At 57.4% G+C, this 23,882-nt stretch carries 25 protein-coding genes; 9 read left to right on the top strand and 16 right to left on the bottom strand.

Annotated features, from left to right (window positions below; translation table 11 throughout):
• Positions 1-195: 195 nt before the first annotated feature.
• The 7 genes from H8Z83_RS01000 to H8Z83_RS00970 form a co-directional block, all read right to left on the bottom strand.
• Positions 196-1,590 (bottom strand): MATE family efflux transporter, encoded by a 1,395-nt coding sequence (locus H8Z83_RS01000; RefSeq protein WP_187013328.1) that lies wholly within the window; start codon positions 1,588-1,590, stop codon positions 196-198.
• 303 nt (positions 1,591-1,893) lie between these two features.
• Complete coding sequence (prfB, locus tag H8Z83_RS00995; RefSeq protein WP_187013327.1) at positions 1,894-3,018, bottom strand: peptide chain release factor 2; 1,125 nt, start codon at positions 3,016-3,018, stop codon at positions 1,894-1,896.
• Positions 3,019-3,183: 165 nt separating this feature from the next.
• Entirely contained in the window at positions 3,184-3,840 is a 657-nt protein-coding gene (locus tag H8Z83_RS00990; protein ID WP_187013326.1) for an HAD hydrolase-like protein, read from the bottom strand.
• A gap of 134 nt (positions 3,841-3,974) precedes the next feature.
• On the bottom strand, positions 3,975-4,943 hold the full coding sequence (locus H8Z83_RS00985; protein WP_187013325.1) for a PLP-dependent cysteine synthase family protein: 969 nt from the start codon (positions 4,941-4,943) through the stop codon (positions 3,975-3,977).
• A gap of 290 nt (positions 4,944-5,233) precedes the next feature.
• Positions 5,234-5,746 (bottom strand): Gx transporter family protein, encoded by a 513-nt coding sequence (locus H8Z83_RS00980; RefSeq protein WP_187013324.1) that lies wholly within the window; start codon positions 5,744-5,746, stop codon positions 5,234-5,236.
• 10 nt (positions 5,747-5,756) lie between these two features.
• Positions 5,757-6,164 (bottom strand): NusG domain II-containing protein, encoded by a 408-nt coding sequence (locus tag H8Z83_RS00975; protein WP_187013323.1) that lies wholly within the window; start codon positions 6,162-6,164, stop codon positions 5,757-5,759.
• Positions 6,148-7,203, bottom strand: a complete 1,056-nt coding sequence (locus tag H8Z83_RS00970) for an FAD:protein FMN transferase (protein ID WP_187013322.1) — start codon at positions 7,201-7,203, stop codon at positions 6,148-6,150. Before H8Z83_RS00970 ends, H8Z83_RS00975 begins: the two co-directional genes overlap by 17 nt.
• A gap of 182 nt (positions 7,204-7,385) precedes the next feature.
• Here H8Z83_RS00970 and H8Z83_RS00965 point away from each other — a divergent pair, with 182 nt between their 5' ends.
• Positions 7,386-8,126 carry a hypothetical protein gene (locus tag H8Z83_RS00965; RefSeq protein WP_187013321.1) on the top strand — a complete coding sequence of 247 codons (741 nt, stop codon included), beginning with the start codon at positions 7,386-7,388 and terminating at the stop codon, positions 8,124-8,126.
• A 220-nt stretch (positions 8,127-8,346) separates the two neighbouring features.
• Here the strand turns inward: H8Z83_RS00965 and H8Z83_RS00960 are convergent, their stop codons facing one another.
• The 3 genes from H8Z83_RS00960 to rpsT form a co-directional block, all read right to left on the bottom strand.
• On the bottom strand, positions 8,347-8,955 hold the full coding sequence (locus H8Z83_RS00960; protein WP_187013320.1) for a TIGR01440 family protein: 609 nt from the start codon (positions 8,953-8,955) through the stop codon (positions 8,347-8,349).
• A 76-nt stretch (positions 8,956-9,031) separates the two neighbouring features.
• Positions 9,032-9,547: an ECF transporter S component gene (locus H8Z83_RS00955; RefSeq protein ID WP_187013319.1), complete on the bottom strand. Its 516-nt coding sequence runs from the start codon at positions 9,545-9,547 to the stop codon at positions 9,032-9,034.
• 155 nt (positions 9,548-9,702) lie between these two features.
• Positions 9,703-9,966 (bottom strand): 30S ribosomal protein S20, encoded by a 264-nt coding sequence (gene rpsT / locus H8Z83_RS00950; protein ID WP_187013318.1) that lies wholly within the window; start codon positions 9,964-9,966, stop codon positions 9,703-9,705.
• 186 nt (positions 9,967-10,152) lie between these two features.
• Between rpsT and gpr the strand changes: the two genes are divergently transcribed.
• Positions 10,153-11,049, top strand: a complete 897-nt coding sequence (gene gpr / locus H8Z83_RS00945) for a GPR endopeptidase (RefSeq protein ID WP_187013317.1) — start codon at positions 10,153-10,155, stop codon at positions 11,047-11,049.
• 2 nt (positions 11,050-11,051) lie between these two features.
• Here the strand turns inward: gpr and H8Z83_RS00940 are convergent, their stop codons facing one another.
• The gene (locus H8Z83_RS00940) at positions 11,052-11,807 is read right to left on the bottom strand and encodes an exodeoxyribonuclease III (protein WP_187013316.1); all 756 of its coding nucleotides are present in this window, start codon (positions 11,805-11,807) and stop codon (positions 11,052-11,054) included.
• A gap of 140 nt (positions 11,808-11,947) precedes the next feature.
• Here H8Z83_RS00940 and H8Z83_RS00935 point away from each other — a divergent pair, with 140 nt between their 5' ends.
• The 6 genes from H8Z83_RS00935 (at position 11,948) to H8Z83_RS00910 (ending at position 18,584) form a co-directional block, all read left to right on the top strand.
• Positions 11,948-13,297 (top strand): MATE family efflux transporter, encoded by a 1,350-nt coding sequence (locus H8Z83_RS00935; protein WP_187013315.1) that lies wholly within the window; start codon positions 11,948-11,950, stop codon positions 13,295-13,297.
• Positions 13,298-13,704: 407 nt separating this feature from the next.
• On the top strand, positions 13,705-15,753 hold the full coding sequence (gene metG / locus H8Z83_RS00930; protein WP_187013314.1) for a methionine--tRNA ligase: 2,049 nt from the start codon (positions 13,705-13,707) through the stop codon (positions 15,751-15,753).
• A 266-nt stretch (positions 15,754-16,019) separates the two neighbouring features.
• On the top strand, positions 16,020-16,193 hold the full coding sequence (locus tag H8Z83_RS00925; protein WP_187013313.1) for a hypothetical protein: 174 nt from the start codon (positions 16,020-16,022) through the stop codon (positions 16,191-16,193).
• Positions 16,194-16,269: 76 nt separating this feature from the next.
• A complete protein-coding gene (locus tag H8Z83_RS00920) occupies positions 16,270-16,926 on the top strand; it encodes an HAD family hydrolase (protein ID WP_187013312.1) in 657 nt (218 codons plus the stop codon).
• A gap of 118 nt (positions 16,927-17,044) precedes the next feature.
• On the top strand, positions 17,045-17,533 hold the full coding sequence (locus H8Z83_RS00915; protein ID WP_187013311.1) for a sigma-70 family RNA polymerase sigma factor: 489 nt from the start codon (positions 17,045-17,047) through the stop codon (positions 17,531-17,533).
• Positions 17,523-18,584: a DUF4825 domain-containing protein gene (locus tag H8Z83_RS00910; protein ID WP_187013310.1), complete on the top strand. Its 1,062-nt coding sequence runs from the start codon at positions 17,523-17,525 to the stop codon at positions 18,582-18,584. The genes H8Z83_RS00915 and H8Z83_RS00910 overlap by 11 nt, the downstream gene beginning before the upstream one ends.
• Before the next feature lie 82 nt (positions 18,585-18,666).
• Here the strand turns inward: H8Z83_RS00910 and H8Z83_RS00905 are convergent, their stop codons facing one another.
• The 5 genes from H8Z83_RS00905 to H8Z83_RS00885 form a co-directional block, all read right to left on the bottom strand.
• A complete protein-coding gene (locus tag H8Z83_RS00905) occupies positions 18,667-18,882 on the bottom strand; it encodes an IS3 family transposase (RefSeq protein ID WP_187013309.1) in 216 nt (71 codons plus the stop codon).
• 8 nt (positions 18,883-18,890) lie between these two features.
• Entirely contained in the window at positions 18,891-19,526 is a 636-nt protein-coding gene (locus H8Z83_RS00900) for an IS3 family transposase (RefSeq protein WP_366463643.1), read from the bottom strand.
• A 23-nt stretch (positions 19,527-19,549) separates the two neighbouring features.
• A complete protein-coding gene (locus H8Z83_RS00895) occupies positions 19,550-20,212 on the bottom strand; it encodes a helix-turn-helix domain-containing protein (protein WP_187013308.1) in 663 nt (220 codons plus the stop codon).
• Positions 20,213-20,487: 275 nt separating this feature from the next.
• The gene (locus tag H8Z83_RS00890) at positions 20,488-21,783 is read right to left on the bottom strand and encodes a M23 family metallopeptidase (RefSeq protein ID WP_187013307.1); all 1,296 of its coding nucleotides are present in this window, start codon (positions 21,781-21,783) and stop codon (positions 20,488-20,490) included.
• Positions 21,725-22,252, bottom strand: coding sequence for an RNA polymerase sigma factor (locus H8Z83_RS00885; RefSeq protein ID WP_187013306.1), 528 nt, complete (start codon positions 22,250-22,252; stop codon positions 21,725-21,727). The genes H8Z83_RS00890 and H8Z83_RS00885 overlap by 59 nt, the downstream gene beginning before the upstream one ends.
• Before the next feature lie 273 nt (positions 22,253-22,525).
• On the opposite strand from H8Z83_RS00885, the gene H8Z83_RS00880 reads away from it, so the two are divergent.
• The gene (locus H8Z83_RS00880) at positions 22,526-23,737 is read left to right on the top strand and encodes an IS110 family RNA-guided transposase (RefSeq protein WP_187013305.1); all 1,212 of its coding nucleotides are present in this window, start codon (positions 22,526-22,528) and stop codon (positions 23,735-23,737) included.
• Positions 23,738-23,882 lie beyond the last annotated feature (145 nt).

Here is a 23,882-nt window from a genome sequence, read left to right as displayed (position 1 = left end):
AGCACAGTAAAATAAGAAATGTGCCATTTCCTCGCCCCCGCAGGGCAACCGGGAATGATGCACGAAAACTTCATGCACTGGCATTTGTGCATGTTCGCGGTGCGCTGCTCATGCATGCAGTTTTATGCGCAAAAATATACCCCGTTCTTCCGCTTTTTCAGAAGAACGGGGTGTACTTTTAAATCAGGCATGCGGTCAGTCCGCGCTGGAATTCATGACCTCGTTGGCGGACTTGACGGTGCGGCGCAGGAAGATTGTGCTCAGGGTGAAGGACATGACCTCCGCGATGGGGAAGGACCACCACACCAGCTCCAGCCGTCCAGTCCGGGACAGCAGCCACGCCACCGGCAGTAATACCACCATCTGACGGCACACGGAGACGATCAGGCTGTACACCGGATTGCCGATGGCCTGGAACACCGAGCCAGCGATGATACAGAAGCCTGCCAGCAGGAAGGAAACGCTGATGATCCGCAGGGCGGGAACGCCGATGGCCAGCATGGTCTCCGATGCGTCGAACAGTTCCAGCAGTGTGGAGGGAAACAGCTGGAAAATGGTGAAGCCCACAACCATAATGACCATGGCGGTGATGTTGGAAAGACGGATGGTCTTCCACACCCGCTGAGGCCGGGCTGCGCCGTAGTTATAGGAAATAATGGGCACCATACCGTTGTTCAGGCCGAAGATGGGCATGAACACGAAGCTCTGGATCTTGAAATACGCGCCGAACACGGCGGTGGCGGTGGGGGTAAAGACAAAGAGGATCTTGTTCATGCCGAAGGTCATCACAGAACTGATGGACTGCATGATGATGGAGGGGATACCCACCCGGTAGATCTCCTTGGCCACGATGGGATCCCAGCGGATGTTCTTCCGGTGGATGTGAATGTCGTGGTTGCACTTGATATTCACGATCAGGCCCACGATCGCCGCCACGATCTGTCCAACAACGGTGGCCACAGCAGCGCCGGCCACGCCCATCCGGGGTGCGCCGCACAGTCCAAAGATCAGAATGGGGTCCATGACGATGTTGATGATGGCGCCCAACAGCTGGGTGCACATGGCCAGACTGGTACGGCCGGTGGATTGCAGCAGCCGCTCAAAGCAGAACTGGCTGAAAATACCCACGGAAAGACCTAAGCAGATCCGGGTGTACTGCACGCCGTATTCCACGATCTCCGGCACTGCCTTGGCCTGCGCCACGAAGAAGGGCCGGGAGAGGAACAGGCCGATGAAGGCAAAGACAAGATAGCTGCAAATGGGCAGCAGGAAGATACCTGCGCCGGCAGCCCGGTCCGCCATCTCCTGCTTTTTCTCACCCAGAGAGCGGGAAAGCAGTGCGTTGATGCCCACGGCAGTGCCCGCGCCCACGGCGATCATCAGGCTCTGGAGGGGGAACGCCAGACCCACGGCGTTGAAGGCGTTCTCACTGAGCCGGGAGACAAACACGCTGTCCACGATGTTGTACAGCGCCTGTACCAGCATGGAGATCATCATGGGCACCGCCATACCGGCCAGCAGCTTGCCTACCGGCAGAACGCCCATCTTGTTTTCCTGGGGAGCCGCACCCGCGGCGTTTTGCTTACTCATAAATTAGATTGGTTCCTTTCATATCAGCTTTCGGAAGAAAGACGCGGCCTTTCAGCCGCGCCTTTTCTGGCATTTACTTTTTCAGCTCGCCGGTGGCTAACTGCGTCAGGTAGGTATTCAGGAAGCCGTCCAAGTCGCCGTCCATCACGTTGTCGATCTGGCTGGTTGCATCCCATGTGCCGGGGGCACATGGGAACCCTGCATTTCACTCAAATGTCCGGGCAAAGCCCGTCCATTTCAAGGTTTTGCTCCGCAAAACGCTTGTTCGCCGCATAAGCGGCGGGAAACCAGCCTGCCGACAACTTATTTTTTCAGCTCGCCGGTGGCTAACTGCGTCAGGTAGGCATTCAGGAAGCCGTCCAAGTCGCCGTCCATCACGTTGTCGATCTGGCTGGTTTCGTAGCCGGTGCGGGTGTCCTTTACCAACTGATAAGGCATGAACACATAGGAGCGGATCTGGCTGCCCCACTCGATCTTCATCTGAACGCCCTTGATGTCGGAGATCTTCTCCGCATGCTGCTGGATCTTCAGTTCGATCAGCTTGGCACGCAGTTGCTTCATACAGTTATCCTTGTTCTGGAACTGGGACCGTTCCTGCTGAGAAGACACCACAATGCCGGTGGGCTTGTGGATCAGGCGGACGGCGGAGGAGGTCTTGTTGATGTGCTGGCCGCCGGCACCGGAGGAACGGAACACCTGCATTTCGATGTCCTCCGGGCGGATCTCCACCTCTACGTCATCAGGCAGCTCCGGCATGACTTCCACAGCGGCAAAGCTGGTCTGACGGCGGGCGTTGGCATCGAAGGGGGACACGCGGACCAGACGGTGGACGCCGTGTTCGCTCTTCAGCAGGCCGTAGGCATTCTCGCCCTCGATGGAAATAACGGCAGATTTGATACCGGCCTCGTCACATTCCTCGTAGTCCAGCGTTTTCCAAGCGTAGCCGTGACGCTCCGCCCAGCGGGTATACATCCGATAGAGCATCTGGCACCAGTCCTGGGCCTCGGTGCCGCCGGCACCGGAGTGGAGCTGGAGAATAACGTTGTTTGCGTCATACTCACCGGAGAGCAGCGTGGTCATACGGATCTCTTCGATCTCGGTTTCCAGCGCGGGGAACTCTGTTTTCAATTCTTCCAGGATCTCTTCATCCTCCGCCTCCTGGCCCATCTCGCACAGGGTGGTCAGATCCTCCCAGGTGCTCATGAGTTTCTTGAAGCGGTGGAGCTTGTTTTGAAGCTGCTTCAGGCGGGTCTGCACCTTCTGAGAGCGCTCCAGATTGTTCCAGAAGCCGTCCTGAGTGGTCTCATCCTCCAGACGGGCAGCCTCCTGAGCCACAGCGTCGATGTCAAGGGCGTCCCCCAGCTTCTTCAGCTCCGGTTCCAGGTCCCGCAGCTTCTGCTTATAAACGTCATATTCGATCAAAGCCATACTGATTCTCCAATTTCCATATAGATTACTTTAGCCATGATATTATATAGGAGTTCCCTGGTTTTGTAAAGGGAAATATGCACAAAAATGACGATTTTCAAAAATTCAGCGCACGTTTGCGGAAAACAGGTGAAAAAAGAGACGGACAAAGTCCGTCTCTCACGCTCAATGATTCAGGATAAACTGTTCCAGCTCCTCCGCCGTCCGCACGACTGCGGCAGCCCCGGACTCCGCCAGTTCGCCGGGTGCGGCGTACCCGAAGAACTCCACGCCCACGCAGGCAAGGCCGCATTCCTGCGCACCAAGCACATCATACTTCCGGTCACCGACCATCAAAACGGTGGGCTTATCCGCATCAGTCAAGCGCAGGCGGCGCATGGCTTCCCGAATGACATCCGCCTTTTCCCAGTCGGCCCCCGCAGGGCTGCCGGTCACAGCGGACAGAAAGGGTGTAAAGCCAAAACGCCGACAGATGCTCACGCACAGCTCCTCCGGCTTGGAGGAGGCCAACGCCAGAGTGTATCCCCTGGCCTTCAGCCGTTCCAGAACGTCCCGCATACCGGGGGCCGCCTCGTTTTCATACTGTCCCACCGGTACATAGTGCTCCCGGAACACCCGAACGCCCTCCACCGCCTGTTCACGGCTGTAGCCGCAGTGCTCCATGAAGGATTCCTGCAGCGGCGGACCGATGAATTTCAGAAGGGTCTGGGCATCCGGCATGGTCCCGCCCAACTTTTCAATGGTGTATTTCACGGAGTTGACGATCCCCTCCCGCGAATCCGTCAATGTACCGTCCAGATCAAATAAAATCGTGTGAAACATCTGGTCTCTCCCTTCTGTAAGCAAAACGAAGCCGGGCCAACAAGCCCGGCTCCGCCGACTGTTTTGTCCCTTTACAGACGATTCTAACATGAATTCAAAGGCTCCGCAAGGAAAAGCTGCACAAAAATCGCAAATTACAGAGTTTCCACCGGCTCGTAATCCAGCAGTTCAATGCGGGAGCTCCACATATCCGCCGTTTCTGCCGGGGGATTGGATAGCATGGTGGTGAGATACTTCTTGCTGTCATCGGCAAAGACGGTAGCCACCTTCCGGCCCGGCTCCAGATTCTGAATCACAGAGCCAAGGAAGTTAGCGCCGGAGGAGATACCCACGCCAAGGCCCAGTACACGGCCAAATTTCGCCGCCATGGCAATGGCGTCCATATCGTTGATGTCCATTACGCCATCCACCAGAGTCTGGTCCACCACAGCAGGGATAAAGTCGTCGCCGATGCCCTCAATGTGGTGAGCACCCTTGATAGCTCCGCCGGAAAGCAGAGGCACTGCATCCGGCTCCACAGCCACAGCCCGGACGGCGTGATCCGCCTTCAGACGGCGGGCGGTGCCCATGAGGGTGCCGCCGGAACCGACGCCGGCCACGAAGTCCGTCACATCCGGAAGCTGGCGCAGGATCTCAACGCCGGTAGTAAGGTAGTGGGCCTCTGGGTTATCCTGATTTTCAAACTGCTTGGGCTGGAAGCCGCCAATCTCCTCCGCCAGATCTCTGGCCCCCTGAAGGGCTGCGTTGAAGCCGCCGGCTTCCCGTGAGATCAGGTGCAGGGTGGCACCGTACATAGCCATCAGCTTTTTCCGCTCCTCACTGGCCCAGTCCGGCATAAAGATGTGGACGGGATGGCCGGTGAACGTGCCCAGTGCGGAGAAGGCGATGCCGGTGTTTCCGCTGGTCATCTCCACGATGGGCTGGCCGGGCTTCAGGGTGCCGTTGGCGGTGGACTTGGTAATGACGTGGGCCGCCAGACGATCCTTGATGCTGCCGGAGAGGTTGTATGCCTCCAGCTTTGCCCAGACAAAGCCCTCCCGGCCGTCCAGCTTGTAGCGGATGCGGATCATGGGGGTGTTCCCTACCAAATGTGTGAAGTTCATAACGTATCCTCCTCATCAATATAATTCATGTTGAATCTTCCCATCTCTGGGAAACGCGGCCGGGTAAAACAAAAGGAGCGATGTGCGCTTGCACATCGCTCCTGAAAGCTCTTCATGCAAGACACAGGCACACTGAAACGGACGCCTGTATCTGCCATCAGCAGTTCAGCCGCCCTATGTCTTACAACAACAGGTTTTTACAAATTCATTTCTCATAGCAAGTTTAGTGTAGCACCTCTCCATTGGAAAGTCAACCATTTTTCCATTCTATGGGAAAATAGGCCGGTTTGTTACCGCAAAATGTTTGTATGGACCAGCGCCCGGAACAAGCAGGCCGCCGCCACGCCTGTCACTGCTCCGGTGATCAGGGAGGCTCCCAGCAGGATGGGCAGATAGTACAGCGGGGCCATCGAGCCCAGCGTCAGGCAGGCTGCGGCGATCTGGCCGCAGTTGTGGGCCGCCGCGCCGCCGATGGACACGCCGTAGATAGACAGATGCCGGGATCGGGACAGCAAGATCATCACCAGCATGGCGGAAAAGCCCCCCAGCAGGGAGAAGATCAGGGCGTTCATGTTCCCGGCGAACACCGCCCCCAACAGGCACCGGCCTGTCAAAATCAGCAGCGCCTGAGCGGGGCCAAGTGCGTACAGGGCGAATACCGTCACAATATTAGCAAGGCCCAGCTTGATGCCGGGGATGGGAATGGCCAGAGATAATGGGAAAAAGTTTTCCAGATAGCTGAACGCCAGCGCCAGCGCTGTCAGCACGGCGCAGAGGGTCAACTGCTTCGTTGTCAGTTTCACAGTTCCCCTCCTAACCGATTACAATGTCCACGCCGCTGCTGTCTGCCGCGCCGCCGATGAGCTGAATGACGATCCGGGCCGGAAGACACACGATGCTCTGTCCGCTGCGGGAAATAGTTCCGGTGCGGACGCAGTCCTGGGTGGGACAGTCGGAGGAACTGACCCGAAGGCCGTTTCCGTCCTCCGCCGCCACCGTCAGCGTCACGCCGTTGTAAGAATAGGTGCGGGGCGCGTCCAGCAGGTCTGCCGGGGCAAAGCGGTCGATCTCCTGCCCATCAGCGGTGACCACCGCCGTCAGGGTACCGGTTTCCGTGCCGCCACGCCAGACCGTCATGGCCGAGAGAGCCGCCAGCGCAATGACCGCCAAGACCACGATCACATCCCAGAAATTGGGCTTCAGCTCAGGAAACCGTTTCATAGGTGTACCCACTGTCCTTCACTTCCTCAAACCGGTCCGCCAGTCCGGCAGTGATGACCACCCGGCCATCCTCCGTCACCAGCACCAGATCGAAGTCATACCCGCCATTTCGCCAGAAGTCCAGCGCCTGCTCCTCTCCCATGACGAACAACGCCGTGGAAAAAGCGTCGCACATAGTGCCGTTTCCGGGCAGAACCCATTCCTGATCCGGCCCGTTGGCATCCGCCACCACCGTCACTGACAGCAGACCGCTGTCCGCAGGATAGCCGGTGGCGGGATCAATAATATGGTGGTAGGTTTTTCCGTTTTCCTCAAAGTACCGCTCGTAGCCGCCGGAGGTGATGGCGTAGGCGTCCCGCAGGGACAGGATCGCCGCAAGGCCACTCTCATTCCGGGGATCCTTGATCCCCACCCGCCAGTCGGAGCCGTCGGGCTTGGTCCCCAGCACGAACACGTTGCCGCCCAGAGAGATTTTACCGTTTTCGATCTCATGGTCATAGAAAACAGCCTCTACACAATCGGAGGTATAGCCCTTGGCGATGCCCCCTAAGTCGATGGCTTGTCCTTCCCCCAGCGTCACAGAATCAGAGGGCGACCCCAACATCTGAATCGCATCGCTGTTCACCTTTTTCAACAGTGTGTCCAGTTCGGACTGCTCCGGTACCCGGAAGCTGTCTCCGGTGAAGCCCCAGGCATCCATGACGGGAGCAATGGTAATATCAAACGCGCCGTTTGTGGCGTCCCGATACTCCTTCGCACGGGCGATGAGATTCCAGTAATCGTAAGTCAAGTGCCGGATGCTGCCGTCCCGATTCAGCCCGGATACCAGACTGTGCGCCTTTGTACGGGAGAGCCGATTTTCCAACTCTTCGATCCTTTTCTCTGTGTATTTTACCGCTTGCTCCGCATGTTCACCATAGGCCGCGACCTCCATCACCGTGTCCATGGCGAAGATCTGGGCAGTAGCCTCCGTTGTTTGTTTTCCGCAGCCTGTCAGGCACAGGCACAGGGTCAGTATCAGAATTGAGAACCGTTTCATGGCGTCCTCCGTTAGAATTTGATTCGATTTTTTCAGTATACCGCGAATATTGTAAAAAAGCAATGAAGGTTTTCCTTGCAAATTGGAAAAGAGACTGGTATACTATGAACGTGTGTCGGCGGGAACCGGTCTGGAATGGACTGCCCGCATTTTGGGAAATATAACCCTGGAGGTTTTAATAGATGGCAAAAAATCCGAATAAAAAGGTCGCTCCGAAGGACGAACCCATGAATGGAGCAATGAAATTTTTCCTGGCTGGCTGCGTAGCAGAACTGTATTTACTGATCCTGCGTCGTTTTTATATCAATGCCGACTCTGAACTGACCCGGATCGCCTGGTATGATCACTACCTCTGGACTCTGGCCGGGATCGGCGCGGGTGTGTTGGCAGTGGGCGTGATCGCCGCTCTGGTTTTGCGGGGCAGCGCCAAGAAGCAGAAGTCCGCTTGGATCCTTGCTGCGGCAGGCGCTTTTGTGGGTGCGGCTACGGCTCTGGTCCGCTTAAATATGGCCACCCTCTCTTTTATGACAATCGTTGTGCCGGTCATCATGCTGCTGGGAATCCTCTGGGCGCTGTATGACCGGGAATGTGCACTGGCTCTGACGGTGCTGGGAGCCTCCCTCTTTGTTCTGTGGGGCGTGCGTCGGTACGGCTCCAGCATGTATGTGGGCACCACCGTCAAGATCTGCGTTGTGATCTATCTGGTCCTGCTGGCAGTTCTCGCCGTGCTAACCAAGAGCGGCAAGCTGAATAAGCTCCTGCCCCCCAAAGCGGATAAGCTGCCGGTATATGCAGCCTGCGGTCTTTCCGCGCTGGCTCTGCTGGCCTCTCTGCTGGGCGGTGGCATCTCCTACTACGCCATGTGGGCACTGGCAGCGGTGGTCTTCGCGCTGGCTGTCTACTACACGGTCAAGCAGCTATAAAATGTGAGCAAACAGCTCCGGTCCAGTACGGACCGGAGCTGTTTTTTGCTGCAGCAAGTTCCAATCTGCACTTTGCTCCCCCGAAAGTACAGGGGACACCTGACGCCATTGGATACGATCTCAAAGCGGAACTGCATGAAAAGCCCCGGGAGAAACAACTGCTTTCTCCCGGGGCCTCTTTCCCATAAAATAATTGCGCGTAAGGAAAGCAGATACCCGATCAGTCCGTAAAATCGGGATAGCCCTCCTTCAGGGTCTCATCATAAACGGCGCGGTCACCGCCGATGAACTTGGGCCGTACCCGGGCCGCCAGCACAATGGCCTGACCGATGTGATCCTGCTCCAGCCGCACCGGCACCGCCACCTTTTTCAAGTGCATCCCGATGAGGGTGCCGCCGATGTCCAGTCCTGCGTCTGCCCGGATCTCCTCCAGCGCCACAGGATGCCGAAACGCCTTGTAAGCGGCGGTAGCGAAGGAGCTGCCCGCCTTGGGCTGGGGCACCACATTGACGATCTCCCCGCCGGGGACCGCCTCGTATTCCACGATCAAAGCCCGGTTCAGATGCTCGCAGCATTGGGCGGCCATGTAGACGCCCATGGGGCCGAACACACTGTCAAGGCCCCGGAAAATGGCATCCGCCACCTCCGGTGTAGACCAGCTTCCCACCTGATGCCCTACCACCTCACTGGTGCTGCATCCGATGACCACGAGCTGTCCCTTCCGCAGATGGGCAGTCTCCGCCAGTTGGCGGGCCGCAGCGGCGGACTCCCGCTCTACCTGTTCCAAAAGCTGCTGATTCTCCAATGTATGTACCGTAGTTCCTGCCATATATAAGCCTCCCTTTTGTTTTACGCACAAGGCGCCGTGTGAGAATTTTTCTCACACGGCCGCCTTATTTTTTCGTTTACAGTTCCAGACCGCTCAGCGCAGGCGCCTTTGCCTTTTGCAACAGCACAGCCAACACAAGGCCGATGGCGATACCGGCGATCCCCTGAACGATATTGCCGGGAATACTGGCGGCTGCCGCCAGACCCTTGCCCAGAATCATGGAGGCGTAGGCAAAATAGCCCAGGACCATGATGGTCTCCCCCACGATGCCGCTGACCAGCATGGCAGTCTTCCCGCGGCCCAAGGCCCGGAAGATCAGCGCCGCTACCAAGGCGTCAAGACCCTTAATGATCAGGGTGCCGGGAACATAGTGTCCGCAGCCGCTGAGCAGATCCACCAGCATGGAGCCGATACCGGCCGCCGCCGCGCCATACCAAGGCCCCAACAGCCAACCGGAGAGCAGCACGAAGCAGTCGCCCAGATTCACATAGCCGTTGACGGGGGACGGGATCTGAATGATGCTGGTAGCCACATAGACAAGGGCGGCCATCAAAGCACTGAGAACTAACTTTCTTACCTTCTGATTTTCCATTGCACTTCACCTGTTCCGGCGTGTACCGCCTGTTCTTGCATTCATTATATCCCAGCTTGATACTATCTCAATATTCAGAATTGCAAAATCTTATAAGGTCAGTTTAAGGTAAAACAAAAAAGGACATCCTGACGGATGTCCTTTTGTTTGGCCTATTAACCGATCTTGTTGAGCTTCAGGGTCATAGCGCTCTTGCGGTGAGCAGCCGTGTTCTTGTGCAGAACGCCCTTAGCGACAGCCTGATCGACCTTCTTGACCGCGACCTTGTAAGCGCCATCGGCCTCGGTGCGATTGCCTTCAGCGGCAGCCGCCTCGAACTTCTTGATGGCAGTCTTCAGATCGGACTTCGTAGCCTTATTGCGCGCGTTGCGGACCTCACCGATGAGGACACGCTTCTTGGCAGACTTGATATTCGGCAAACCAAACACCTCCTCCTGGCATTTCTTGGCGCGGTTTCATAATTTCCACCGTGCAGAATGATATTTTAGCAGAGAAGTTCAGAAAAAGCAAGCCTTTTTTTAATATTTCTATATTTTTTTGTATAGCGCGAATATCTCCGCAAAAGCTACCCTTAATACCACAAGATTTTGTGTCAGGAGGGCAAAATGTTTACAAAACGGACGGATCTGGCAATCGAGGCCCACGAGCTGTGGCAGGAATCCGCCGGGAAAACCACCCGGCTGGCAGGCGTAAAGGCCACGGAGAAGAAAATACAGGGATATCCGGTCACACAGGTGGATATTCTGGACCGGGAGGGGGAGGCCGCACTGGGAAAGCCTGCGGGCAGCTACCGCACCCTTGACCTCACCGCCTTCTGGCAGAGGGGGGATGGGTTTTTCGACCGGGCGGTGCGGGCCGTGGGGCAGCAAGTCAAGGAGCTGACCCCGGACAGCGGTCCGGTGCTGGTGGCGGGCCTTGGAAACCGGGCCATGACGCCGGACGCCGTCGGCCCGCTGGCGGCGGACAGCATCCTCATCACCCGCCATCTCATCGACGCTATGCCCCAGCACTTTTCCGGGTTCCGCCCGGTGGCGGCCCTGCGGCCGGGGGTGTTGGGGACCACCGGCGTGGAATCTGCAGAGGCGGTGCGGGGACTGGTGGACCGGCTCCATCCGTCGGTGGTCATCGCCGTGGACGCGCTGGCCTCCCGCCGGGTGGGGCGGGTGTGCTGTACCGTCCAGTTCAGCGACACCGGCATCATCCCCGGCAGCGGCGTAGGCAATCACCGCTCCGCCCTGAACCGGGAAACGCTGGGGGTACCGGTGCTGGCCGTGGGCGTTCCCACGGTGGTGGACGCCGCCACGTTAGCGGCGGATCTATTGGAGGAATCCGGGCTTCCCGAGCCGGATCTGGAAACCCTGCGGAGCCGCCCGGAAAACCTCATGGTCACGCCCCGGGACATTGACCAGCAGGTGCGGGACCTGGGTAAGGTCATCGGCTACGGCATCAACTGGGCCTTGCAGGATCTGGAGATTGAGGAGATCAACGCCCTGCTGTCATAGGGTCAGAGGTCCAGCTCCAGCACCACGGGGCAGTGGTCGCTGCCCGTGACCTCGCTCCAGATGTCGGCGCTTTTGATCTTGTCCTTCAGCCGGTCGGAGACAATAAAATAGTCGATGCGCCACCCGGCGTTGTTCTTCCGGGCATTGAAGCGATAGCTCCACCAGGAGTACGCGCCGGTCTTGTCCGGATACAGATACCGGAATGTGTCCGTAAAGCCGCTTGCTAACAGTTGAGTCATTTTGGCCCGCTCCTCGTCAGAAAAGCCGGGGTTCATGCGGTTGGACTTGGGATTTTTCAGGTCGATCTCCTGATGGGCCACATTGAGATCGCCGCAGTAGACCACCGGCTTCGTTTGATCCAGCTCCATCAGATAGTCCCGCAGATCGTCCTCCCACTCCATGCGGTAATCCAGCCGGGAAAGCTGGTCCTTGGAGTTGGGGGTGTAGCAGCACACCAGATAGAATTCCGGGTATTCCGCCGTAATGACCCGTCCCTCGTGGCGGTGGACCTCCTTGCCGAAGTCATAGGTAACAGAGAGGGGCGTCTGCCGGGTAAACACGGCGGTGCCGGAATAGCCCGCCTTGTCGGCGCTGTTCCAGTAGCGCTCATAGCCCGGCAGGTCGAATTCCGCCTGTTCCGGGCGCATCTTCGTCTCCTGCAGGCAGATCACATCTGCGTCCGCAAAGGCGCAGAAGTCCAGAAAGCCCTTGCCGAGACAGGCCCGCAGGCCGTTGACGTTCCAAGATACCAGTTTCATAGAGGCTCCTTCCCCGCCGCCCGGTCCCGGCGGCGGTTTTTGACGGTTTTCCCCCATTTTACCCGGTTTTCGACGGGAAATCAACTTGCCCTTTCCGACGAAAAGGAGTACAGTAAAATAAAAATGATTAGAGGTGCATCGTGGGGACGGAAAGCGGAATCCGGAATATGACGGTGGGCAATCCCTTCCACCATATTCTGATGTTTACCCTGCCGCTGCTGGCAGGCAATTTTTTACAGCAGTTTTACAATATGGTGGATAGCTGGGTAGTAGGCAACTATGTCAGCGACGGAGCCTTGGCCGCCGTGGGCGTCGGCTTTCCGGTGATCTTCCTGTTCACCTCCCTGTTCTCCGGCATCGCCACCGGCGGCACCGTGGTCATCGCTCAGGCCTTCGGCGGCGGAAGACCGGACCGGGTCCGGAGCGCCATCGACAGCCTGTATACCGCCTTTATCCGCAGCATTCTGCCCATCACCGCCGCCGCGCTGCTGCTGGTGCATCCCTTGATGACCGTTTTACGGGTGGACCCCGCCGCCTGGGCAGAGACCCGGACCTATCTGCTGGTGGTCTGTGCGGGGCTTGTCGGCAGCATCGGCTATAATCTCAACGCCGGCATTTTAGGGGGCATGGGCAACAGTTCCACCACACTGCTGTTTCTGGCGGTGTCCACGATTTTGAACATCTTTCTGGATCTGGCACTGGTGCTGGCGGTACCGCTGGGGGTGCTGGGTGTAGCGCTGGGCACCGTCATCGCCCAATTATGCAGCTGGCTGTTCGGTATCTGGTATATCAACCGCAGGTATCCGCAGCTGGCCATCCATCCCTTCAACGGGATCTTCGACCGCAAACTGTTCTGTGAAATCATCCGCATTGGCCTGCCCAGCGGTATCCAGATGTCTCTGGTGGCCCTGGGCGCCATGGGCGTACTCTCCAAGGTCAACAGCTACGGAAAGGCCTTCACTGCCGGCTTCAACGTGGGCAATAAACTGGATACCCTGTCCTTTCTGCCGGTCCAAAGCCTGGCCGCCGCTGTGATCTCCTTTGTGGGGCAGAATATGGGGGCAAGCCGGGAGGACCGGGTCCGTCAGGGTGTCCGGATCACCGTGACCATGGCCGTTGTGTGGACAGTTCTCAGTTCCGCCTTTGTGGTGTGGCTGTCCGTCCCTCTGTCCCGGATCTTCTCCCCGGACCCGGCGGTCATCGCCGCCAGCGCCCGGTATCTGCAATGTGTGATGCCGCCCTACGTGCTGTTTGCCATTCTGTTCGTACTGAACTCCGCCATGCGGGGCGCGGGCGACAGCCTGTATCCCATGGTGAACGTGGTGGCCTCTGTGATCCTGCTGCGGGTCCCCTTCCTGTACCTGCTGGCAAACCGCTTCGGCCCGGACGCTATGTATTGGAGCTACGGCATCGGCTGGGCCGTGGCCTGCGCTCTGTCCGTCTATCACTATGCTGCCGGAAAATGGCGGGGAAAGTACCACAGCGAATAAAAACAGCGGAAATCGGAAATATTTTGACCGGATGATTGACTAATCGTTTAAAATATGGTATAAGTGAGTGCAATCGAGAATGCAATGAAGGGGAGAGTACGTCCTCGCGGCATGGTTCAGAGAGTCCCGGCAGCTGAAAAGGGACCCATGCGGTGGGCAGAACATGGCCCCGGAGCCGCGCGGCTCAGCGCTTTGGCGCAGGCTGCGATGGGTGCGCCCATTACAGCGTCAGGGTATCGCGTGCCGGTTTCGGCAGGCTTGTACCCGCAGAGGCCCACGCTGCGAGGTGTGGGTGAATCAAGGTGGTAACACGGCTTTCTTCGCCGTCCTTGAGCGTATGCTCAGGGACGGCGTTTTTATTTGCGATCACTCAAAATTTATCATAAAGAAGAAAAGAGGAACCGGATATGGAAAAGGACACTTTTTATATCACAACCCCCATCTACTACCCCTCAGATAAGCTGCACATCGGTCACACCTACTGCACCGTGGCCACCGACACCCTGGCCCGGTATCACCGGCTGAAGGGCGAGGACGTCATGTTCCTCACCGGTACCGACGAGCACGGCCAGAAGATCGAGCAGAAGGCTGACGAGGCCGGCGTCACTCCCCAGGAGTTCGTGGACCGCATCGTGGACGGTCCCCGTGGCGTCCGGGATCTGTGGAAGCTGATGAACATCTCCAACGACCGTTTCATCCGCACCACGGACGATTACCATGTGAAGGCCATCCAGCGGATCTTCAAGCGGATGTATGACAAGGGCGACATCTATAAGGGCACCTACAAGGGCAAATACTGCACTCCCTGTGAGTCCTTCTGGACGGAGAGCCAGCTGAAGGACGGCTGCTGCCCCGACTGCGGCCGCCCCGTTGTGGACGCCGAGGAGGAAGCCTACTTCTTCCGTCTGAGCAAATATGCCGACCGTATTCGGGACCTGCTGGAAAACACTGACTTCCTCCAGCCCCGCTCCCGCGTCAACGAGATGGTGAAGAACTTCATTGATCCCGGTCTGGAGGATCTGTGCGTTTCCCGTACCAGCTTCTCCTGGGGCATCCCCGTGGACTTTGACCCCAAGCACGTGGTCTATGTGTGGGTGGACGCTCTGAGCAACTATATCACCGCGCTGGGCTATGAGAATGACCGCTATAATGACTACAAGAAATACTGGCCCGGCATCAACATCGTCGGCAAGGAAATTGTGCGATTCCACTCTATTATCTGGCCCGCCATGCTGATGAGTCTGGGGGAGCCTCTGCCCAAGCACGTTTTCGGCCACGGTTGGCTGCTGCTGGACGGTGGTAAGATGTCCAAATCCAAGGGCAACGTGGTGGACCCCTACCTGCTGGCGGAGCAGTTCGGTGTGGATGCCCTCCGCTTCTTCCTGATGCGGACCTTCCCCTTCGGCTCTGACGGCAACTTCTCCAATGAGCTGCTGATCCAGACCATCAATACCGATCTGGCCAATGATCTGGGCAACCTTCTCAGCCGCACTACCGCCATGGTGAACAAGTACTTCGGCGGCTCCCTGCCTGCAGGCTGCGGTGCCACGGAGGACGAGAAGCAGCTGGCCGCCATGGTCCGCATGGGCAGCAGCGTGGAGCTGGCCGCCAACGGCGACACTGTGGACCCCGTGCTGTACGACGCCCAGCTGGTGGCACAGGCCGCCGGTCTGAAGAAGGCCTACGCTCATGAGATGGACACCTTCGCCCCTCACAACGCCCTGTCTGAGACCTTCAAGCTGATCCAGCGGGCTAACAAGTATATCGACGAGAACGCCCCTTGGGCACTGGCCAAGGATATGGAAGCCAACGGTGCCCGGCTGGCTCATGTGCTCTATAACCTGCTGGAAGCCACCCGCATCTGCGGTATCCTGCTGACCCCCTTCATGCCGGAGAGCATGGAAAAGCTCTTCGCCCAGATCGGCGTAGGTGCGGAGGCCCGGACCTGGGAGTCTGCGGACCTCTGGGGCGAACTGCCTGAGACCGCTGCCGTGGTCAAGGGTGAAAACCTGTTCCCCCGTCTGGATCTGGACAAGGCCCTCGCGGAACTGGAAGCCGCTGAGGCCGCCGCTAAGAAGGCGGAGCAGCCCGACGTGGAGGTGGAGCCTCAGCTCACCGAAACGGTGGACTTCGACACCTTCTGCAAATCCGATTTCCGGGTGGTGAAAGTCAAGGCCTGCGAAGCCGTGAAAAAGTCTGACAAGCTGCTGCGCTTCACGCTGGATGACGGCACCGGCACCGACCGGCAGATCCTCTCCGGTGTCCACAAGTTCTATGAGCCGGAGGAGCTGGTGGGCAAGACCCTGGCCGCCATCGTGAATCTGCCTCCCCGGAAGATGATGGGTCTGGAAAGCTGCGGTATGCTGCTCTCCGCCGTCCGCACAGAAAAGGGCGAGGAAAAGCTGAACCTCATCATGCTGGACGATCAGATCCCGGCTGGTTCCAAGCTGTGCTGACTACTTAGGAGGGGGACTTGTCCCCCTCCTAACCACCTCCCACCAGTCTGCGGACTGGTGAACGTGCCCAAGGCACTTAGATCAAAGTATTTTTGTCAGGCACATGTCCTGACAAAAATGATTTCAATTTTTCCATGCGGGACACAAAGTATCTTCATCAGAGTATCATTCGTCAGGCAAAAAAGTCCCTTGCCCCGCGCGGGCAAGGGAAGTCCCCCAGGGATGCCCTGGCAAACATCATCTGAATTTTAAAGGAGATCTCTTTGATGAAAAGCAAAATAAAGCGGGCGGTTATTTCGGTAGTTGTATTTGCAGTGATTTATATATTATCTGGTTTTATCATTGGTTGGCATAGCTATGATATGTATCTCAAGGCAATTGAATTTTTAGCTGCTATCATAGGTGCAGGGTGCTATTGGATCGGCAGTAACGAACAATAAAATACCAGTTTTTTCATCTGCGCTCTATCGGCGCATATGCTGTAAGTTTCAAAATTTACGGAGATCGAGGTCATCAATGCGGTTACAAAGCGCGATTTTTGATATGGACGGGACCCTGCTGGACTCCATGCCCACCTGGCGGGAGCTGGGGCCCACGTTTTTAAAGGAGGCGGGTATTTCCGCCACACCGGAGCAGGACCGGATGCTCCACACCTTAGCGGACTGCGACGTGATCCCCTATCTGCGGGAGGTCTGCGGTCTGCCGTGGTCCCAGCAGGAGATCATCGACCAGATCATTCAGCGGATGGAGACGTTTTATTCCAGCCAGGTCCGGCCCAAGCCGGGTCTGGAAAAATTTCTCTCCATTTTGAAAATGGAGGGCGTATGGATGTATGTGGCCACCGCCACCCATCGGCGGCTGACGGAAAAGGCCCTGAAAACGGCGGGCATCGACCACTATTTCCGGGGGATCGTCACCTCCGCCGACGCGGGAAATCACAAATCTGAAAGCGCCGACATCTACGAGATGGCCATGCGGCGGCTCCAGTCCAACAAGCGGGACACCGTGGTATTTGAGGACGCCCTCCACGCCATCCGCACCGCCAAGGCAGCAGGCTTCCGGGTGGCCGGGGTCTATGAGGCCACGGCGGAGCAGGATCAGCCGGAGATCCAGCGTCTGTGCGACTATTACATCCGTTCCTACGAGGAACTGGTCCAGTCTGAAACCTTCTGAGCATCGCAAAAGGAGCCGCACGGCTCCTTTTTTTCAAAATCTTTTTCCAACGCTGTAACGAACCGCGCCCCAAACGGATATAGCAGATGAAAACACCGCTGAAAGGGGGAGAAACTCCGTGAAGGATCTGGATGCCGTCTACCGCCAGCACGCGCAGACGGTCTATAAATTTCTGCTCTCCCAATGCCGGGACCCCCAGACGGCGGAGGAACTGACCCAAGAGACTTTTTATCAGGCAGTGCGGTCCATCGACCGGTTTGACGGCAGCTGCAAGGTGTCCGTCTGGCTGTGCCAGATCGCCAAGCACCTGTGGTATCAGCATTTGCGGAAGGCCAACCGGGAAACGGCGCTTCCTGAGGAAGCAGAGCTGCCGCTGATGCCCTCCGCCGAGGATGAGGCCGTCAGCCGCTCCGGGCAGTTAGATATGCTGCGGCGGGTCCATGAATTACCGGAGCCGGGGCGGGAGGTGGTCTACCTCCGGGCCTTCGGCGGACTGTCCTTCCGGGAGATTGGAGACGTTTTAGGCAAAACGGAGACCTGGGCCAGAGTGACCTTTTACCGGGGCAAGGAACGATTGAAGCAAGGAGGCTGCGACGATGAAAAATGATCTAACCTGCGGTGTGGTGCGGGATTTGCTCCCCTCCTATGTGGAGGGCCTCACCTCCCCAGAGAGCAATACAGCGGTGGAGCGTCATCTGTCCGAGTGTCCGGACTGTGCCCAGCTTCGGACGGCGCTGGCAGGCGCGCCGGAGCAGGCGGCCCCAGAGGACGCAAAAGAGGTAGACTATCTGAAAAAAGTAAAGCGCCGGGGCTGGCGGCGGGTGGCGGCGGCGGTAGCCGTCACGGTTCTGCTGTTCGCTGTGGGCGTCGCGGCAAAGCTGTTTGTCATCGGCACGCCGATCCAGACACAGGGCATGAGCTGGACCATCAACACGGATGTGCCGGGACAACTGGACATTCAGGTGTACGCCATCTGGTCCGGCACGGCCTGCCGCCAGTGGGAAATGGAGCAGGAGCCGGAGGGGATCGTCCGCATCACCTGCCGTCAGGTATTGCCCTCTCCCCTCAGCAATTCCGGTGATTACCGGGCCGTCCTCAACACGGAGGGCGTCAACGCGGTCTATCTGGGAGATCAACTGATCTGGCAGGGTGGTGTCGAGATCTCGCCGCAGATTGACAGAATCTATCAGGCCCAAACGCCCTATGCGGGGGACGCCTCCACCGTGGGCCGGATGCTCAACGCCTTACGGTTCGACACCTGCGGCAGCTATACGATGGCGCTGCACACCTCCTCCGTGCCTTACCGCCTGACGCTGAATTTCTCCGTCCCCCAGACTTCCGGTAAAATGGGCGACTCTGAAAAGGGCCTCTATCAGGACATGGCGGCGGTGCTGGCAATCATCGGCAATCTGGACGAAATAGAATGTGCGTTCCGGGACGAAAACGGCCAGCCTTGGTCCCGTGTGCTGACGGTGGAGGAATTGAACCAAGACCTGCCCCGGATCATCGCTGACTATAATGAGCGGTTTTCCCACGGCAAGCCCTGTCCCCTCTATGATGATGCGAAGGATTACGCCGGCTCCTGCGCCGATCTTGAGCAGTTGTATGATGCCATGTGGTGGGCTGGTGAAGGCGGGATCTACGCGGAAACCAAATAAAAGCTGAACCGCACCCCGTCAAGAGGACAGTGAAAAAATATAAAGTTTTTCCGGCCGACAGCCATGTGCTGCTGGCCGCTTTTTATGCGGCGAGACCGAGTTCGTGCTTTTCCATCGGGGTCAACACGCCCAGTTTACGCTGAACCCGTCTGGTGTTGTAATAATGGATATAGGTCTCAATCATCTGCACAAGCTCCCGCTTGCAGGTAAACCGTCTGCCGTAATAGCGTTCCCGCTTCAAAATGCCCCAGAAGCCCTCCATGGGGCCATTGTCAATGCAGTGTGCAACACTGGACATACTCTGCGTCATGCCTGCACGAGCTTGTGGTGGAAAGCGCGGTTGGTGTACTGGAACCCTCTGTCGCTGTGGAATAGAGGATGCGCGTCCGGATTGGCTTTCACAGCCTTATCAAAGGTCTTGAAAACCAGTAGGTTATCGTTGCGTTCGCTGAGCACATAGGACACGATGCGCCGGTCGCAAAGGTCGAGGATGGCGCTCAGATAGAGCTTTTGTACCTTCATACCCTCAAACCACTTGAATTCGGTCACATCGGTGAGCCACTTCTCATTGGGCTTTGCGGCATAAAACTGCCTGTCCAAAAGGTTTTCGGCAAGATACTGCGGGGTCTTCGCTCGCCGCGTGCAGCCATGGTTGTTGTACTTGATCGTGGAACGGATATCTCTGGCCCGGCAGATGCGGAGCACTCTCTTGTCATTGACATGAATGCCACAGTCATGGCGCAGATTGTCATTGAGCCTCCGGTATCCCTTATCTGGACTTTCCGCATGGAGCTGTTCGAGCTTCTCCACAAGTTGCTCATTCTCCGCGGCCCGCCGGCTCAGCTTGCCGGAAGCCCACTTGTGGTATGCTGAGCGCGCCACATGGAGCAGCTCACAGGCCAGCTCAAGGGGATATTCCTTTTCAGTGTGCGCTTCCCGGATCGCGGCATAGATGCGGCGCTGTCTTACTTGTCCGAGGCATCCCTCCTTACTATTTCGTCCAATTTTTTTAGCAGATCACGCTCCATTTCCGCCAGATACAGCTTGTGCTTAAGCTGTTCGATCTCGATCTGCGCTTTCTCCAGCTCGGTTCTGGGCTTCTGATCTTTCTTCCGTTTTCCACGCCGGTCCTCCAGACCGGCTTCGCCCATCTCCTCGAACCGCAGCGTCCATGTGCGCACCTGCTGGTAGCTCACCTTGTACTTCAAGGCCATCTCGCCGTATTTTTTTCCACTGGCCAGACAGTCCTTGACGATCTGAATGCGCTCTTCCTGCGTGGTGTCCCGTCCCTGCCTCATGCAGCTTCCGCCTCCTGAATTCTTTCTGGAGTTGAAGTCTCCATGAGCATGATACACCTTCAGCCAGTTTCGGAGCTGCCTTCTGTCCCGTAATCCATACTTTTTGCTGAACTCTGCCTGCAGCTTTAATTCCGGACTGTATATGTGCTCCCGCCTGCCCGGCAGGAAGGCCGCCGCGCCCTCTGCCTCGTACTGCATGACCCACTTTTGAAGTGTTTTCCAATTCACGCCGGCCTCTGTGACCGCTTCGCTCATGCTTACCTCTCCGGCCAGATATCTCTTGACGATTTTTACTTTCTCTTCTGGTTTCTGTTTTTTTCTTTCCGACATAACAATGCTCCCTCCATGTTTGACAGTTTGTTTTTTCACTGTCTCTCATAGAGGGAGCATATCATTCGCCGTGGGCGCTCAGCGTGTCGAAAAAGTCTTTTCTCCCCGCTGAGCAAGTTTTCAGAGCTTCATAAAAGTTCTGAAAACTTAGGATTTTAATGGCGCGGGACACCCTTCTTGGGTTTCCCGCGCACACCCTTCCTTACCGTCGCGGAAAATTTATCACTTTATCGACAGCCTCAGCGCCCACGGCTTTCGCCGTGGGCGCTGCCTATTTATCCCATCCGCAGGGTCGATCGAACGTCCGCGTCGAAATAGGCCGTGGGATTCTGGGGAACATCGTCCTGCCGGACCTCAAAATGAAGGTGCGGACCGGTGGACCTTCCCGTGCTGCCCACAGCGGCAATCGGCGTCCCCGCCTTTACAGGATCGCCCTCGTTCACATCCACCTTGCTGCACGCGGCGTACAGTGTGGTGAGTCCATCGCCGTGGTCGATCATCAGGTAATTCCCGCGTTCCGTGTCAAAGCCGGTCTCCGTCACGGTGCCGTCCGCCGCCGCCAGCACCGGGGTTCCCCGTTCGGCTGGAATGTCGATCCCATTGTGGACGGTTTTCCCCTGTCCGCCGGGATTCCATCTGGCTCCGAAGGGGTTGCTGAGGCTGATGGTATTGCTGCCCTCCACCGGCCATTGAAACCAGCGGCTCTCCTCTTCGCTGACGGCATAAATGCCGTAAACGTACGCCTCCTCGTCCCCGGCCAGCTGGGGCAGGACCGTCCATGTCCCGTTTTCATACCGATCCAGCCGCAGACGGCCGGTGGAGAGGGTGTAGGTCCGAGTTTCTGTTTTGCCGTCCAGAAAAGTGGCCTCCACCGTCAGATGCGCTCCGTCAAAGGTGTCGATGCTGTCCCACGTATCCTGCTTCATGTCACCGCTCGCCGTTGGCAGCTCCTCCGGGGGCACCCAGAAGCCATAGCTGGCCGAAGGATCATAGTCCACGGTCACATCGCTGCCCAAAGCCGTCATGACATCGGCATTCATGGGGGCGCCCTCGTCTGCGCCATAGACGCTGCACACCAGTTCCCCGTTCTCCTCCGCCTGCCAGAGTGCCTGCGCCTCATCATTAGACAAAGCCTTTCGGGTCTCGCTGCGGTACAGTCCGCCCCGGTCCACAGATAAAGTCACCTTTTGAAGATTTTCTCCGGTCACCTGAAACAGGCAGCCGGTAAAATACCCCTGCAGCGGGTCCCAGATCCCGGTGCCGCTGCGCAGAGCCAACCCGCCGTTGGCATTGGGGACGATGGTCTCCCCGATGTCGGCGGCATAGGCCGTCAGACCAAAGCTGTAGGTGAGTTGGGGCAGTCCGGGTTCCTCTGCCGAACGGGGCGCAAGCCGCACCGTCCCCAGCACCAGAGCCAGCGCACAGGCAGCGCACACCGCCGCCCGCAGCGCCGTCCGTTTCCGCCGCGTTCCGACACCGGCCGCCTCCTGCCGGACCGCTTGCAGCACCCGGTCATTCAGCCCGCCGGGGACCGAAATTTGTTCCATCAGATCGTGATACGCACGTTTCATCGTCAATACCTCCCAGAAGTTCTTTCAACTGCTTGCGGGCCCGGTGGAGCCGGGTTCGGACCGTGGCGGCGGGAATGTGCATCAGTTGGCTGATCTCCTCCGCCGAATACCCCTCGGCGTAATAAAGATGCACCGCCGTCCGGGCCTTTTCCGGCAGGCGGCTCACCGCTTCCCACAGCTCCCGGCTCTCGTCCTCCGGCTGTGCCAGATCCGGTATCTCCGCGAAAGAAAGTACCGGCCTCCGTAGGCGGAACCGGTGCAGATCCGCGCAGCGGTTCAACGTTGTGCGGATAAGCCATGCCTTGGCGCGGTCTCCGTCCCAGTCCTCCGCCGCCTGCTTCCACAGCCGGAGGAACACCTCCTGATACACGTCCTCCGCGTCGGCGATATTCTGCATCCGGGTCAGGGCCAGCCTGTAAACCGTGGAGCCATAAGCATCCATGGCATTGCTGAGCTGTGCTTCCGTCATGCAATGCCTCCTATTACAATAAATTTGGACAGGAAAGCCGGGCAGCCAGTCCGGCTTTCTTTCCATCTCATGCCTAAGCTACAATAAGGGGAGCAACTGGCTGACCAATGCCTCCTTGGGCTTCTATGTCCGTAACAAAGACTGTCAGCCATCCCCTTATTGCAGCGTTCGATTTGAGCAGGTTGAGCCTTGGAGTTCGCGTCACCCAATAGATTGAATCGGCAATGAGAAAAAGATGGATTCCGGTTGCAAATTCGTGTTGGAGGAATGCAAATGAACTCTGTTGGCATCGACATTTCCAAAGGCAGGAGCACAATTGCCGTCATGCGTCCCTTTGGAGAGGTCGTCATCTCACCCTTTGAAGTCCGTCACACCGGCAGTGAACTGAGCAAGCTGGCAAAGCAGCTCAAAAGTCTGGACGGTGAGACTCGCGTGGTCATGGAGGCCACAGGAAATTACCATGCGTCGGTGGCAAAGCTGCTCCACAACGCAGGGTTATATGTTTCCGTCATCAATGCAAAGCTGGTGCACGGCTACGGGAACAACGAATTACGGCGTGTCAAAACCGATAGGAAGGATGCTGTCAAACTGGCTAACTATGGCCTTGACCGCTGGCTTACTTTGCCGAGGTATATCCCAGAGGAAGATACCCGGCTGCTGCTGAAGAACTGCTACCGCCAGTACCGGCAGTATTCCAAGGTGCAGACGGTTCTGAAGAACAATTTGATCTCGCTGCTGGATACGGTGTTTCCAAACGCCAACCGTCTGTTTTCAAGCCCGATCCGTGGGGATGGGAGTGAAAAGTGGGTGGATTTTGTGGCTGAATTCTGGCATTGCCGCTGCGCCAGCGAGAAATCCGAAAGAGCTTTCACAAGCAAATACCTGCGTTGGTGCAGGAAGCACGGCTACAACTTCAGGGAAGCAAAGGCGCACACAATTTACGCCGAAGCCAGCGGACATATTGGCGTCATGCCAAAGTCCGAAACAACGAAGTTGCTCGTAGAACAGGCGGTTGCACAGCTCAGGGCGACTTCTACCGCGCTTGCGGCTCTCAAGCAGGAAATGCAATCATTGGCTTCCGTGCTGCCGGAATATCCCGTTGTCATGGACATGTTCGACGTAGGCCCGACGCTCGGCCCGCAGCTCATAGCTGAAATCGGGGATGTGCGCCGCTTTTATTCCAAGAAAGCGCTCGTAGCCTACGCTGGGCTGGATGCTCCGCCAAATGATTCCGGCGATGTGACCGGCAGGCACAAATCCATGAGCAAAATTGGTGCATCATCTTTACGGCGGACACTCTTTCTTGTTATGAGCGTCTATTTGCAGACCGCACCGCTGGATGAACCGGTCTGCCAGTTCATGGACAGGAAACGCGCCGAGGGCAAGCCCTACCGCGTCTACATGATGGCTTTCGCCAACAAGTTTCTGCGGATCTACTACGCCACTGTAAAAGCCTATTTGGAGTCCTTGGAACACACCGTCTGATCTTCGCCATAAAGCCATTGGCTGGCCGCCGTTTCATTTTGAGATGCAAAGCGGCTTGGTTTGGTGCGGCACTTTTATAAGCTGCATTGCCTTGAAATTTCTACTTGACTTTTCTTAGCAGGTCTTTGTTGTGTGATTGAAAAGC

This window comes from Dysosmobacter segnis (assembly GCF_014297285.1).
Taxonomy (GTDB): domain Bacteria; phylum Bacillota; class Clostridia; order Oscillospirales; family Oscillospiraceae; genus Oscillibacter; species Oscillibacter segnis.
Note: the sequence above shows the minus strand (reverse complement) of the source record. Positions and strands in the feature narration are given on the sequence as shown.

What these genes read in the sequence shown, in the direction of transcription:
- H8Z83_RS01000 (WP_187013328.1), bottom strand. Translation starts at nt 1,590, where the DNA reads ATGAGTAAGCAAAACGCCGCGGGTGCGGCTCCCCAGGAAAACAAGATG.
- prfB (WP_187013327.1), bottom strand. Translation starts at nt 3,018, where the DNA reads ATGGCTTTGATCGAATATGACGTTTATAAGCAGAAGCTGCGGGACCTG.
- H8Z83_RS00990 (WP_187013326.1), bottom strand. Translation starts at nt 3,840, where the DNA reads ATGTTTCACACGATTTTATTTGATCTGGACGGTACATTGACGGATTCG.
- H8Z83_RS00985 (WP_187013325.1), bottom strand. Translation starts at nt 4,943, where the DNA reads ATGAACTTCACACATTTGGTAGGGAACACCCCCATGATCCGCATCCGC.
- H8Z83_RS00975 (WP_187013323.1), bottom strand. Translation starts at nt 6,164, where the DNA reads ATGAAACGGTTTCCTGAGCTGAAGCCCAATTTCTGGGATGTGATCGTG.
- H8Z83_RS00970 (WP_187013322.1), bottom strand. Translation starts at nt 7,203, where the DNA reads ATGAAACGGTTCTCAATTCTGATACTGACCCTGTGCCTGTGCCTGACA.
- H8Z83_RS00965 (WP_187013321.1), top strand. Translation starts at nt 7,386, where the DNA reads ATGGCAAAAAATCCGAATAAAAAGGTCGCTCCGAAGGACGAACCCATG.
- H8Z83_RS00960 (WP_187013320.1), bottom strand. Translation starts at nt 8,955, where the DNA reads ATGGCAGGAACTACGGTACATACATTGGAGAATCAGCAGCTTTTGGAA.
- H8Z83_RS00955 (WP_187013319.1), bottom strand. Translation starts at nt 9,547, where the DNA reads ATGGAAAATCAGAAGGTAAGAAAGTTAGTTCTCAGTGCTTTGATGGCC.
- gpr (WP_187013317.1), top strand. Translation starts at nt 10,153, where the DNA reads ATGTTTACAAAACGGACGGATCTGGCAATCGAGGCCCACGAGCTGTGG.
- H8Z83_RS00940 (WP_187013316.1), bottom strand. Translation starts at nt 11,807, where the DNA reads ATGAAACTGGTATCTTGGAACGTCAACGGCCTGCGGGCCTGTCTCGGC.
- metG (WP_187013314.1), top strand. Translation starts at nt 13,705, where the DNA reads ATGGAAAAGGACACTTTTTATATCACAACCCCCATCTACTACCCCTCA.
- H8Z83_RS00925 (WP_187013313.1), top strand. Translation starts at nt 16,020, where the DNA reads ATGAAAAGCAAAATAAAGCGGGCGGTTATTTCGGTAGTTGTATTTGCA.
- H8Z83_RS00920 (WP_187013312.1), top strand. Translation starts at nt 16,270, where the DNA reads ATGCGGTTACAAAGCGCGATTTTTGATATGGACGGGACCCTGCTGGAC.
- H8Z83_RS00910 (WP_187013310.1), top strand. Translation starts at nt 17,523, where the DNA reads ATGAAAAATGATCTAACCTGCGGTGTGGTGCGGGATTTGCTCCCCTCC.
- H8Z83_RS00905 (WP_187013309.1), bottom strand. Translation starts at nt 18,882, where the DNA reads ATGTCCAGTGTTGCACACTGCATTGACAATGGCCCCATGGAGGGCTTC.
- H8Z83_RS00895 (WP_187013308.1), bottom strand. Translation starts at nt 20,212, where the DNA reads ATGTCGGAAAGAAAAAAACAGAAACCAGAAGAGAAAGTAAAAATCGTC.
- H8Z83_RS00890 (WP_187013307.1), bottom strand. Translation starts at nt 21,783, where the DNA reads ATGAAACGTGCGTATCACGATCTGATGGAACAAATTTCGGTCCCCGGC.
- H8Z83_RS00885 (WP_187013306.1), bottom strand. Translation starts at nt 22,252, where the DNA reads ATGACGGAAGCACAGCTCAGCAATGCCATGGATGCTTATGGCTCCACG.
- H8Z83_RS00880 (WP_187013305.1), top strand. Translation starts at nt 22,526, where the DNA reads ATGAACTCTGTTGGCATCGACATTTCCAAAGGCAGGAGCACAATTGCC.